Here is a 12,186-nt window from a genome sequence, read left to right as displayed (position 1 = left end):
TCTCCTATGGACGTCTTGTCGGTGCGGCCCCGTCAGGCCGCGGTGCAGATCAGGTGGGCCAGGACGGCCAGGCAGCAGGACGCCGCCGCCCCGATGAACCCCAGGGTCGCCCCCAGGTGGGGGGTGTCTTTCCGCAGCGTGTCGACGAGGGCCGCCGCTGCGAACGCCGCGAGAGACGCCGCCCACGGCCACGGGGGCCACGACCGGGGGCAGCAGCAGGACGCCGCCGACCAGGCCCCCCAGAGGGTCGACGCCACGAGGGCGATGCCCGTGGCCGCCAGAAGGGCCATCAGGAGGCCCCGTGGGCGGTTGCGGGGCCTCCTGGCGGCGTGACCCGCAGGCGGCGCGCCATGGCCGCGATGGCGGCGGGCGCCCTGCCGGGGAGAACCCTTGCCCACCCGTCCCAGGACGGGCCGTGGGCCGGGTAGCGCTCCTTGAGGCGCCCGATCTCCCCCTCGGTCCAGGGCCTGGGACGGCCGCCCCCGGCCTTGGGGCCGAGGCGCTTCGCCCGGGCGCGGATGGCGAGCTCCGTCCTGCCGGGGAGCAGGCGGCCCCACCCCTCCCAGGCCGCGCCCTTCTTGTCCCAATACATGGAGAGGATCTCCACCTCCCGGTCGGTCCAGCGCCCCGCCCTCGGCCCCCTCGGGACCGCGAGCTCACGGGAGCGCGCCTCGATGGCCGAGGCGCCGCGTCCCGGCAGGATCCGGCGCCACCCGACCCAGACGCTGCCGTGGGCCGGGTAGTGCTCCTTGAGGCGGGCGTCCTCCTCGGCGGACCACGGCTCCCGGGCGCAGGGCACGGGGATGCCGAGGGCGGCGGCCTTGGCGCGGACGCTCCTCGGCGAGCGGCCGGGGACGGCCTCGAGGACCTCCGCCAGGGTGGCGCCGGCGCGGTCGGCGCAGGCGCGCAGGGCGTCCACCTCCCCGGGGTCCCACGGCCTGCCGGACCGGTGGTAGCTCCGGCGGCGCCGGGCCGCGGGCGACCCCGGGGCTGCGGCGAGGACCTCCGGGATCCTCTCCGCCACCTCCTCGGCGCCCCTGCCGGGCAGGATGTGGCCCCAGCCCTCCCAGGCGGCGTCGTGGAGCCCCGCGCAGCAGCGGACGACGGCGTCCTCCCGGGCCGTCCAGGGCCTTTCTCGGGTCTCGGTTCCGGTCATGCCGCGGCCCCCTTCCTGCGAACGATGTGGCAGATCCCGAGGAAGGCCGCCCGGGCGCGGATCGAGGTCTCGCTGCGCCCCGGGAGGCGCTTGGCCCAGCCGGTCCACCTCGGGCCCCAGGTCCCGTAGTGGAGGATGAGGCAGTGGTCGTCCTCGACGGACCACCCCGTGGAGGCGACCCTCGCGAGGCGGTTCCTGCGGGCGCTCGGGTTCCTTCCGGGCAGCGCCTCGGCCCACCCCTCCCAGGACTGGCCGTGGACGAGGGAGAGCACCAGGAGGGTGCGGGTCTCCTCGGGGGTCCACCGGGGCGCCCGCGACCTCTTGGGGACGATGCCCAGGGCCTTGGCCCTGGCCAGGCAGGCCTCGGGGCTGCGCCCCTCGAGGCGGGAGGCCCAGTCGTCGGCCCCGGAGGCGGCGAGCTCCCTCAGGGCCCTGTCCTCCCCGGCCGTCCAGCGGGGCCTGCGGGTGGCCCCGATGCGGCTGGCCCGGAAGGAGATGGCCTCGAGGCTCCGGTCCGGCAGGAGCTCCCCCCAGCCGTCCCAGCCCTTGCCGTGGACGGGGTAGTGCTCCCTGATCAGGGAGTCCTCGCGCCCGTCCCAGGGCCTTCGCTCCGTCTGTCCCACGGTCACCTCCCCTCCCCCGGGCCTCACAGGGCCCCGTGGAAGATAGTGTTCGTCTGGTTGTTGAGCAGGATGCGGGCCTCCCGGGCCCGGCACACCGACCGCCAGGAGGGCCCCGGCGGGTCGTCGGCCGACCCCTCCACCCAGAGGTCCCTCAGGGACCTCGTGGGGAAGATATGCAGGACCGCTGCGGTGGGATCGTGACGGAGGCCCCCGCTGTGCCAGAGGGCGTACCAGCGCTGCGCCGGGCCCTTCCCGTCGGTTCCGGCCATGGCTCTCCCCTTCCTCTCAAAGGTGCAGGACGCGGTCGCGGATCTCCTCGGTGCGGCCCTGGTTCCAGAACTGGGTCCCGATGTAGCCGCAGGTGCGCCTCGCGACGTTCAGGGTCGACTGGTCGCGGTTGCCGCAGCGGGGGCACTCCCACAGGAGCCTGCCGCCCTCCTCCACGACCGCCACCTCGCCGTCGTAGCCGCACTCCTGGCAGTAGTCGCTCTTGGTGTTGAGCTCGGCGTACATGATGTGGTCGTGGATGAAGGAGATGAGGGCCATGACGGCCTCGACGTTGCCCTTCATGTCGGGCACCTCCACGTAGGAGATGGCCCCTCCCGGGGACAGGCGCTGGAAGTCGCTCTCGAAGGCGAGCTTGGCGAAGGCGTCGATTTCCTCCCTGACGTTCACGTGGTAGCTGTTGGTGATGTAGTCGTGGTCGGTGACGCCCTCCACGACGCCGAAGCGGCGTCGGAGGCACTTGGCGAACTTGTAGGTGGTGGACTCCAGGGGCGTGCCGTAGACCGAGTAGTCGATGTCCTCGGCGGCCTTCCACTGGGCGCACCTGTCGTTCAGGCGCTCCATGACGGCCATGGCGAAGGGCGTGACGGCGGGGTCGGTGTGGCCGTGGCCGAACATGGCCACGCAGCACTCGTGGAGCCCGGCGTAGCCCAGGGAGATCGTGGAGTAGCCCCCGTAGAGCAGCGGGTCGATGACGGCGTGGCGCGGCAGGCGGGCGATGGCGCCGTGCTGCCAGAGGATCGGGGCGACGTCGGAGGGGGTGCCCAGGAGGTGCTCGTGGCGGATGCGCAGGGCCCTGTGGCAGAGCTCCAGGCGCTCGTCGAGGATCTCCCAGAAGCGCCCCTCGTCGCCCGCGGCGGAGAGGGCCACGTCGGGCAGGTTGACGGTGACCACACCCTGGTTGAAGCGCCCGTAGTACTTGCGGGGATGGGCGGGCGCCGTCAGGGCCCCGGAGGGGTCCCCGGTAGCTTCGCTGAAGCGGTCGGGGGTGAGGAAGGAGCGGCAGCCCATGCAGGGGTACACGTCGCCCTTCTCCCGGCGCATGACCTTGGCGCTGATGTAGTCGGGCACCATGCGCCTCGCGGTGCACTCGGCGGCGAGCCTCGTCAGCCACCCGTAGGGGGCGCCCTCGCCGACGTTGTGGTCGTCGAGGATGTAGAGGAGCTTCGGGAAGGCCGGGGTGATCCAGGCCCCCGCCTCGTTCTGCACCCCCTGGATGCGCTGGCGCAGCACCTCGGCCACGACCATGGCCAGGTCGTCTCGCTCGGGCCCCTCGGGCACCTCCCCGAGGTCGAGGTTGAGCGAGACGAAGGGGGTCTGGCCGTTGGTGGTGAGCAGGGTCAGGATCTGGTACTGGATGGTCTGGACGCCCCGGGTCACCTCGTCGGCCAGGCGCTCGGAGACGATGGAGGCCACCTGGTCGTCGGAGGCGCGGACGCCGGCGTCGGAGAGCTCGGAGCGCACCCTCTCGCGGATGCGGCGGCGCGACACCTCCACGAAGGGCGAGAGGTGGGCCAAAGACAGGGTCTGGCCCCCGTAGGTGTTGGAGGCCACCTGGGCGATGATCTGGGTGGCGATGTTGCAGGCCGTGGAGAAGGAGTGGGGCTTCTCGATGCGGGTCTCGGAGATGACGGTGCCGTTCTGCAGCATGTCCTCGAGGTTAACAAGCTCGCAATTATATGAGTTTTGAGCGAAGTAGTCGGCGTCGTGGAAGTGGATGACGCCCTCGTCGTGGGCCCTGGAGACCTCCTCGGGGAGCAGGATGCGCCTCGTGATGTCGCGGGAGACCTCCCCTGCCATGTAGTCGCGCTGGGTGGAGATGAGCACGGGGTCCTTGTTGGCGTTCTCCCCCTTGGCCTCCTCGTTGGCCAGGGCCAGGAGCGACAGGATCGCGTCGTCGGTGGTGTTGGCGCGACGGGCGAGCTCGCGCCTGTGGCGGTAGCGCTCGAAGGCCCGGGCCAGGTTGAAGCGGTTGAGGAGCATGAACTGGTCCTCGATGAGGTCCTGGACCTCCTCCACCTCCGGGACGCACCCCTCCATCTCGAAGCGGTTCTGCACCACGGCGCACACCGCATCGCAGGTGATCCGGACCTGGAGGTCGCTGATGCGGTCGGCCTCGGCCACGTCGCCGACGGCCCCGCGGATGGCGGCCTCGATCTTGGAGCGGTCGAAGGTCTGCTCGGTGCCGTCTCGCTTGATGATCTTCATGACGAACCCTCTCTCGCCGGCCCTTGGGGCCGGCCTCTCGCAACTCTCAGGCGACGCCCTTGGGGCGGATGTCGACGACGACCACCGAGGAGTGGGCGAACCACTCGTCGAGGGCGTCCATGAGCCTCATCACCTGGCCCCCGGTGAGGTCGGTGGACGAGGTACGGATCCGCGAGACCGCGTCGTCGATGACCCCGGGGTCCGTCCCGTCGAAGAGCCGGGGCTCCATGACCTTCCCGGGGTCGATGCCGGCGGCGGCAGCGACGCGGCGGGCCAGCTGGTCCGGCACCGGCAGGAGCCCGGAGCCCATGGCCCTGAGAAGGCCCGGCTCCAGACCCAGGACCTCGCCCAGGGCCCCGTCCCAGTCGGGGCCGACGGCGCCGCGCAGGCGGGAGGCGTCCAGGGCGCGGCAGCGGCCCTTGAGGCCGCTGACCTCGTCGACGGGGACCCCGAAGAGCTTCGAGAGGCGCCTGACGGTGGGGGCCGGCGGAACCTTGCGGCAGCGGAAGACCCACCCCTCCACGGTCTTCTCGGACCTGCCCGTGGCCTCGGCGACGGCCCCGGCGTCGAGGCCGGCGACCTTCATGCAGTGGGCCAGGCGCAGGGAGAAGACCTGGACGCGCCTCTCGGCATCGGGGGCTGCGACGGCGGTGGTGACGGACTCATCCATGGGGCCTCCTCCTTGGCTCTGTCAGGTTGATCCCAACCTGAAACTCTCGTACATATTAACATCTGTCTGAAAGGCAACCGTACTCAACCTGCACGTTTTCTAAAAAATCAGGAACGGTTCTCCAGACTCACCCCATGGAGAAATCGGCATCTGCGGCCATATCGGCTCCGCGGACGCCGGAGTTCTGGACCTGGGGCCGAAGGGGCGACCGGGACGTCCTCGGGACGTCCTGGCCCTCGGACCTGAGAGACGCCGCCTCGGCGGCCCACCGGCGCTCCATGGCCTCGTCCCAGGTGGGGCGGCGCCCCTCCGGGGGCACGGACACCGTCGCCCTCGACCCGGAGAGGCGTACCGGGTCCCTGCCCTCGCGACCGGTCCCGGAGCACCCCTCCAGGGCCACCGCCTTCTCGGCCCCGACCATGCGCCGGATGTCCCGGGCGTAGCCGGCGGCGGCGCCCCCGAGGGTGCGCCCGCACTCCCTCGGGTTCATCCAGAGGGCGCCGGGGGCGCCGTCGGGGCCCTCCGCCACGAACTCCTCGGGCACGAGGCAGAGGCACTCGTCGGCCCTGCGGGTGGCGTCGCGGGTGACGTCGCGCCAGCCGCCGCGGCCCTTCAGGAAGGTGACCGAGAGGTCCACGGCGCCGGAGCGCTCGACGCCCTCGATCCAACGGCGGTGGGAGGCGGCCAGGTCCTTGGGAGCCCAGGCCCTCACCTGGGCCCCCGGGTGCCTCTTGGCGGACTCGACGGCCCCCATGAGGGCGGCCATGCCCGTGTCGAGGCGCACCGGCACGAGCACCCGGGCCGCCCCCGCCTCGAAGGCCTCGTCGGCCCGGCGCTCGGCCCACTGCTCCACGGCGTGGAGCGGGCTCTCGGGGCTCGCGGGGCACAGCCGCCACTGGGGGTTCGCCTTCCCGGAGGGAAGGGACGGCTGCTGGCGGGGGTCGCACCCCTTGGACCTCTCCCCCATGGTGCAGAGGGCCACGGAGGGCCCCTCCCAGGCGGCCTTGGGGTCCCGGGCCGTCGGCGGCGCGGCGGCGGCGACGTCGACGACGCCGTCCGGGGCGAGCCCGGCGGCCGCGAGGGCGGCGGGGCCGCAGACGGTGTCGGGGGCCTGGCCCGCGGCCACCCGGGCGAGGGCCTTGCAGATGGTGCCGAGGTAGACCCCCTGGGTGACCCCGGCCACCGAGAACGTCGCGTCGGTCTCGGGGGCCGCGTAGGTGGCGCCGGCGACGGCCTCGAGCCAGCGGGACCTCATGGAGCGGTTCTGGCTGAGGACGGCGCAGCCCACGGCGAGCAGCGCCTCCTCGGCCCCGAGGCCGTCGGGCTCCGCCGGGGACCCCATGACCTCTTTGAGGGTGCCGCCCCAGTCAGCCACGGCGACGTCGGCGACGCGGGAGGGGCGGGTGAGGGCGAGGACGGCCCCGCCCATGGTCTTGAAGGCGAAGCGGCCGAAGCCGGGCACCTCCACGGAGACGGGGCACTGGTAGTCGAGGCCCCTGGGGTCGTAGTCCGCCGCGGTGAGGTGCCCGCGGGTCCGCTCCACGGCCCTGCGGGCGGCCCCCTGGGCCCCGCCGGGGGCGGCCGCGTCCAGGTCGTCCCGTCGGAACCCCCAGGCCCCGCCGGACTTCTCCCCCGAGATCTGGCCCGCGGCGGCGCGACGGCGCACCGTGGCCTCGGAGACGCCGAGGGCCTCGGCGGCCTCGCGGGTGCCGACCACCTCGTCGCCCCTGCCCGCCGCGGCAGCGCGATCGGCGAGGAGCGCCGCGAGGCCGTCGGATACCTCCACCCGGTCGGTGAAGGGGTCGGCCACCGCCATGGGGACGCCGGCGGCGGCGCACGCCGCCATGAGCGAGCCGGTAGCCGTGGGGCGCGCTCGGCGCTCCTCCCAGCCCTCGTCCCGGCCCCACCAGGCGACGCAGACGTCCGCCATGGAGGCCAAGGCGCGGTTGCGCATGGCCATGGCCTCGGACCAGCGGGCGGAGGAGTCGTCCGTGGCGGTGGAGACGTCCTTTGCCCGGGAGATGCGCGCCTCGAAGGCGTCGCGGCCGAACAGTCCCCCGCGGGACCAGCGGCTCTCCATGCCGGCCATGGGCAGCACCACCGACTGGGTCACGGCCAGGTCGGGCCGGCGGGAGGCGAGGGCGGCCGCGGCGTCGAGGGCGACCTGCTCGAAGCCCTGGCCGGCGCCGCTCACGACGCGCAGGGAGCGGGCACCGGCGCGGTCCGCCAGGCTCTCGAGGATCTCCGCCGTGCGCTCCTCGGCCCGCTCCCAGTCCTCCCGGGCCTGGCGCCCGGAGTGGCCGAAGGAGCGCCCAGAGGCCGCAGCCCCGGCGCTCTCCGCGATGTGCCCGGGGCGGGGTCCGCAGACGACGACCGTGAGGGCACCCTCGGGCGACGGCGGGACGGCCTGCGGGGCTTTCGCGGCAGCCTCGGCGGCCTCGGCCTCAGGGGCCGCCGCAGGGGCCGCCTCCACGGCACCCTCCCGGCTCCCCTCCGCGGGGCGGATCGCCGACGGGGCCCTCGCGGCCACGGCTTCGGCCGCCTTCCCGCGGGAGGGCTCCGGGACGGCGGGTCTGACCCCGAGGCTTCCCTGGGTTCTTGCCCGGGTCTTGGCCTCGTCGTAGAGGGAGCCGATCCAGGAGTGGTCCCCGGAGATGCCGGGACAGGCGACGCCGAGGTGCTGGAGAATCCCCGCCACGACCACGCGGCCCGGGATCTGTCCGGGGGTGGCGGCGCCCGCGGCCTGGGGCTCCCTGCCGTCGTCAGCGACGGCCACCACGGTGGAGGACTCGGACGACATCGCCCTCATCCACTGGATCTGGCGCTCCACCGTGCGCCCGTTCGGCCCCCCGTCGAGGGCGACGAGGGACGCCATGTGGGCGGGGAGCTCGGCGGCGGTGCCGCCGAAGGCGAGGTGGGGGGCGCTGCGGTGCCTCTCCCCCGCCACGGCGGCGCTGCCTGCGGACAGGTCGACGAGGTAGTCGGCCTTGCCGTCGGCGAGGAGCTGGCGGCCCTCCTGGGACGTGCAGAACGTGAGCATCTTCCTATCCCCTTTCACGCCACGGGACCTGTGGGTTTCCAGGGGATTCTCGGCCAAGGGGGGAGGCGCCGCCCCCGGTGGGGGGCCGCAGGGCGGGCCGGGTCCGGACCGGCCCGCGTTTCCGCAGATAAAAAAGGTGGGCCCCGGAACCGGGGACCATTCGTCCCTGGGTTGCCGGGGCCTACCGGAGCCCCACCGGGGCGCACATGGCGGAGAGCCTCACGAGGAGGGCCTCCACGTCGTCGGCCGGGCAGAACCTCGCCCAGGCCTCGCCGCAGGCCGGGAGGTCCTTGCGGCTGCAGCACACGAGCGGGAGCCCCGCGCGGTACCGGGCGTCCACCACATGGAAGAGCACGGACACCGACCAGGCGCTGGCCCGCTCGCTGCCGAGGTCGTCCAGGATGAGGAGGCCGGCGCCGGAGGCGTCGGCCACGGGGTCGCCCCCGCCGTCGAAGAACGCCCTCGCCCCGGCGAGGAGGTCGGCCACCGTGACCATGCGGCAGCTCCTGCCCTCCCCCGCCCACACGACGGCCCCGCGGTCGTCCCGGCACGTCAGGAGGTTCGACTCCACCCAGGCCGCCCCCACCTGAGCGGCCAGGGTCGTCTTGCCGGTGCCGGAGGGGCCCCAGATGCAGAAGCCGCAGCCGGAGCCGCAGGCCTCGGCCATGGCGGGGGCCGCCGGGTTCGTCTCGGTGCCCAGGGCCCGCTCGGGGATCCCCGACCTCCTCATGAGCCTCCCCTTGGCCGCCTCCACCACGGACCGGCTCCGCTCCTCCCGGGCGGCCGCGGCCGCCGTGGCCTCCCCGGCGCAGCCGCAGGGGCCCGGGATGGCGACCGTGCGGCCGCAGTGGGGGCAGACCCAGGGCCTGAAGGCCGAGGCGGCGGCGGATGCGGCCCGGGCCAGGGCGTCCGGGCCCGTCATGGCGCTCCCCCCTCCCGCTTGGACCAGGAGAACCTCGAGAAGTCGGCGCGGGCGCCGTCCCGGGTGGCCCGGAGCAGGTGGTCGGCGAAGGTGTCTCCGTCGAACACCCTGGAGGGCTTGACCATGGAAGCCGTGCCCCCGTCGCTCCCCCAGCGCCTCGCGAGGTCCGCCGCCACGGACCTGAGGTCCGTCGGCGACCTGCCCTGGGCGAGGAGGGCGACGATGGGGGCGAGGTTCGCCTCCGTGGGCCTGAACCTCTTCCCGGAGGCGTCGTTGAGGGCGGCGAGGACGTCCCGGGCCTCGCGCTCCAGAGAGGTTCTGCCGTCCAGCTCCACGAGGGCCCGGCCGAGGCCCGCCGTGGGCCCGGGGCCGATGCCTGCCTTGAACCTCAGGTAGAGCATGAGGCCCTCCCCGTCGTCGGACCCCAGGCAGAGCTCGACCTGCTCGGCGCTGAGGCAGAGGGGCCCTGCCTGGGCCCGGCCCGTGGGGCGGACGGGTGCGGCGTCGCGGGCCACGGCTACCCCTCCCCTGCCGCGGAGGCGATCTCCGCGGCCGCCTCGAGGACGGCGGCCCTGGCCCCCGCCTCGGGGTCCCCCTCGAAGGAGCGGGCGGAGAGGGACCGCACCAGGGCCCCCTTGGGGTCGCACACGCAGGTGGCCGCCGTGCGGCCGCCGGTCAGGGGGGACACCGAGGAGACGACGCAGAGCATCTCCCCGTCGGCCAGCCCTGGCGGTCGGAAGAACCCGGCGAGCACCTCCGGGTCGGCCGAGATGGCCGCGAGCTCGACGGCGCTCACACGCACGCACCCCCCGCGAGCCCGGCACCGAGGCCCTGCTCGTCGTCGTGTCGGCGGGGGCGCCGCCTCTGGGAGCGCTCCACCGTGACCGGGGCCCCGACCCTCTCGCAGATCATGTGGGCCATCTCGTAGGCCCAGCCCTCCGACGCGCAGAGGCAGACCTGCTCCTTCTCGTCGTCCACGTGGATACTGACGGCAAACATCGCGATCGCCCTCCTTAAGATGGCTCGGTCGCACCTCCGGCGACCCTTCGCGCTGTCCGCCGGGCGTGGCTCCCGCCGCGCCCGGGGAGCCTACGGGCGGCGCTGGTAGGCCAGGTACTCCTCGTAGGTCATGGACGTGTTCTGCCCCATGGTCCTCGCGCCCCGGATCCGGCTCTCCACCGCCCGGACCCTCTCGTCGCCGTCCACCTCGCGTAGGACCGGCCGCACCCCCCGGGAGGCGGCGTCGCGCCATGCGGCCATGACGCCGTCGTCGCCCCCGTGGCGCACCGCGACGACCTCCTCCGGGGCGCGCCTGAAGGCCCAGCCCTCCTCCTCCGGGAGCCCGAGGGAGGAGAGGTGGCGCCGCACCCAGGAGAAGCCCTGGGTGATGAGGTTGCGCCGGTCGATCCTCAGGCCGCCGGAGAGATGGAAGCCCCTGCGGGAGAGGCCCTCGAAGACCTGGCGGCCCACCGACAGGGGGGCGCCGAGGCAGAGGTAGCCGGCCCAGGCGCACTGGTCGGAGGTCAGGGGGCCGCCGCCGCGGCCGAGGACGGCCTCGGCGGCGAGGGGCGACCACGAGCCGTCCCCGGGAAGCCCCCGGACGATCCCCTCGATGTCGGGGGAGGCCCCGGTCGGCGCCTTCGGGGCCTCGGCGACGCCGGCCCGGGCGGTGTCGCCGCAGGAGGTCCGGCAGGTCGTGGCGGCGCGCCCCTCGGCCTCGGCCCTGAGGTCGGCGAGCCAGCCCTTGGGGGGAGGGTCCATGGCGAGGAAGGCGTCGGCCACCTCCCGCTCGAGTCTCGAGGGTCCCTCGGCCCCGAGGGACGCCAGGGCCACCCTCAGGGGGTGCCGGCCCTTCCCGTAGGGGCGCCCCGAGCGGGACCGGCCGGTGACGAAGGTGGAGGCATGGGGCAGCATCCTGGGGTCGCCCCGGTTCTCCGCGAGGTTCCTGACGTAGGCCGCCAGGGCGTCCGCCGGGGTCGCCCCGGTCTCCCGGAGGATGGCATCGAGGTCGGCCGAGAGCTCCCTGGCGTCGCCCTCGGAGATGGCCTGCCGGGACCCGGAGGCGCCGCGACGGACGCGGTCCATGGCCATGATGGCCTCGACCGAGGTCAGCCCCTTGACCGAGGCCCTCTCCAGGGACAGGGCCTGGAGGGCGTCGGGGGAGCCCCCGCGGTCGCGGACGGCGGAGGCGGCCTCGGTGACCTGGGAGAGCTCCGCCAGGAGGTCCCCCACGGACCGGGAGACCCCGGGGGGGCCGGGGGTCTCCGCCGGGGTCTCCAAGGGGTCCTGGCGGTCGTCCGCGGCGACCTCCACGGGGCATGCCCACCAGGTGTTCTTGGAGAACTTGCCGCCCGAGAACCCGGGGTTGGTCCGGGTCACGAGGCCCGTGGCGCAGAGCAGGGAGAGGCCGTTCTCAAGGGAGTCCATGCCGATGCCGAGCCAGCGGCAGATCTCGGACTTGGAGACGCAGGCCCAGAGGCCGGAGCCCTCCCCCCGGGAGACGGAGAGGACGGACAGCAGCCTGACGAGTTGCAGGAAGAGGTCGGCGCACCGAGGCGGAAGGCCCTCGATGTCGTCGAGCCCGACGGGGCCGTCCGAGGACAGCAGGCTCCGCCGGACCTCGGCGGCGCGCTCGGGGGTGTAGGTGGTGTGGTGGGTCCTGGCCCTGCGTCCCCCGAGGCAACGGCGCCCCCTGAAGTCCACCGACCCTACACCGCCGGAGGTGTAGGAACTGTCGAGATCGGCGATGAGCCCCCGGTCGGGACGGACAAAGATCTGGCCACCGAAATAGGAGCTGTGAATTCGGTTTGTCGTGGTTTGGAGGATGGTATCCATGCTATGATTTCCCCAGTTCTTACTTGTGGATCGGGAGCAAGTGTTTTCCAGGCAGATGCTTCCGGTCGCAAACCCGCCTTCTTCTCCAGGGGCGGGTTTTTTGTTAGCCATCATCCTAGCATCACAGATGCCGCATCGGGCTGAAAATGGTCCATTTCGTGTGGCGAAAGCCATTTTTTTCGCGGCGAGCGGTGGGATAAGTAACGCAACCTAGCCGTGTTAATTTTTCTGACTGCACTGTCTAGCTGGGATTTCTCAGCCGTTCAGGTTGAATTAGGTTGCATTCTCCGGGAAGGGCGTCGCCGAAGGTCCGAAACCTGATGGCCTGTGACGACACGCTAACCCCCCTCGGGGTCGTCACGCTAGAACGGCCCACACCCCTTCCCTCTCTGTGGATCTCATTCCGGGCCCTCGGGCCCTATCTATCTTCTATCCCTATTCATATAA

General features: G+C 73.2%; 12 protein-coding genes. All 12 read right to left on the bottom strand.

What is annotated here, in order from left to right:
- Positions 1–32 precede the first annotated feature (32 nt).
- On the bottom strand, positions 33–290 hold the full coding sequence (locus NFR49_RS09495) for a hypothetical protein (protein ID WP_251159363.1): 258 nt from the start codon (positions 288–290) through the stop codon (positions 33–35).
- The gene (locus NFR49_RS09490) at positions 290–1,156 is read right to left on the bottom strand and encodes a hypothetical protein (RefSeq protein ID WP_251159362.1); all 867 of its coding nucleotides are present in this window, start codon (positions 1,154–1,156) and stop codon (positions 290–292) included. The genes NFR49_RS09495 and NFR49_RS09490 overlap by 1 nt, the downstream gene beginning before the upstream one ends.
- A complete protein-coding gene (locus NFR49_RS09485; protein WP_251159361.1) occupies positions 1,153–1,779 on the bottom strand; it encodes an SANT/Myb-like DNA-binding domain-containing protein in 627 nt (208 codons plus the stop codon). The genes NFR49_RS09490 and NFR49_RS09485 overlap by 4 nt, the downstream gene beginning before the upstream one ends.
- A 23-nt stretch (positions 1,780–1,802) precedes the next feature.
- A complete protein-coding gene (locus tag NFR49_RS09480; RefSeq protein WP_251159360.1) occupies positions 1,803–2,048 on the bottom strand; it encodes a hypothetical protein in 246 nt (81 codons plus the stop codon).
- A 16-nt stretch (positions 2,049–2,064) separates the two neighbouring features.
- A complete protein-coding gene (gene nrdD, locus NFR49_RS09475; protein ID WP_251159359.1) occupies positions 2,065–4,272 on the bottom strand; it encodes an anaerobic ribonucleoside-triphosphate reductase in 2,208 nt (735 codons plus the stop codon).
- Between the two features lie 46 nt (positions 4,273–4,318).
- Positions 4,319–4,942 carry a hypothetical protein gene (locus NFR49_RS09470; RefSeq protein ID WP_251159358.1) on the bottom strand — a complete coding sequence of 208 codons (624 nt, stop codon included), beginning with the start codon at positions 4,940–4,942 and terminating at the stop codon, positions 4,319–4,321.
- A 127-nt stretch (positions 4,943–5,069) separates the two neighbouring features.
- Positions 5,070–7,982 carry a helix-turn-helix domain-containing protein gene (locus NFR49_RS09465; protein WP_251159357.1) on the bottom strand — a complete coding sequence of 971 codons (2,913 nt, stop codon included), beginning with the start codon at positions 7,980–7,982 and terminating at the stop codon, positions 5,070–5,072.
- A gap of 181 nt (positions 7,983–8,163) precedes the next feature.
- Positions 8,164–8,904 carry a P-loop NTPase family protein gene (locus NFR49_RS09460; protein WP_251159356.1) on the bottom strand — a complete coding sequence of 247 codons (741 nt, stop codon included), beginning with the start codon at positions 8,902–8,904 and terminating at the stop codon, positions 8,164–8,166.
- Positions 8,901–9,419 carry a conserved phage C-terminal domain-containing protein gene (locus tag NFR49_RS09455; protein ID WP_251159355.1) on the bottom strand — a complete coding sequence of 173 codons (519 nt, stop codon included), beginning with the start codon at positions 9,417–9,419 and terminating at the stop codon, positions 8,901–8,903. Before NFR49_RS09455 ends, NFR49_RS09460 begins: the two co-directional genes overlap by 4 nt.
- A gap of 2 nt (positions 9,420–9,421) precedes the next feature.
- A complete protein-coding gene (locus NFR49_RS09450) occupies positions 9,422–9,700 on the bottom strand; it encodes a hypothetical protein (protein ID WP_251159354.1) in 279 nt (92 codons plus the stop codon).
- Positions 9,697–9,903: a hypothetical protein gene (locus NFR49_RS09445; RefSeq protein WP_251159353.1), complete on the bottom strand. Its 207-nt coding sequence runs from the start codon at positions 9,901–9,903 to the stop codon at positions 9,697–9,699. The genes NFR49_RS09450 and NFR49_RS09445 overlap by 4 nt, the downstream gene beginning before the upstream one ends.
- A 90-nt stretch (positions 9,904–9,993) precedes the next feature.
- Positions 9,994–11,739: a hypothetical protein gene (locus NFR49_RS09440; RefSeq protein WP_251159352.1), complete on the bottom strand. Its 1,746-nt coding sequence runs from the start codon at positions 11,737–11,739 to the stop codon at positions 9,994–9,996.
- Positions 11,740–12,186 lie beyond the last annotated feature (447 nt).

It is taken from the genome of Caniella muris, assembly GCF_943193035.1.
GTDB lineage: Bacteria > Actinomycetota > Coriobacteriia > Coriobacteriales > Atopobiaceae > Granulimonas > Granulimonas faecalis.
This window is presented reverse-complemented; position numbering and strand designations above follow the sequence as displayed.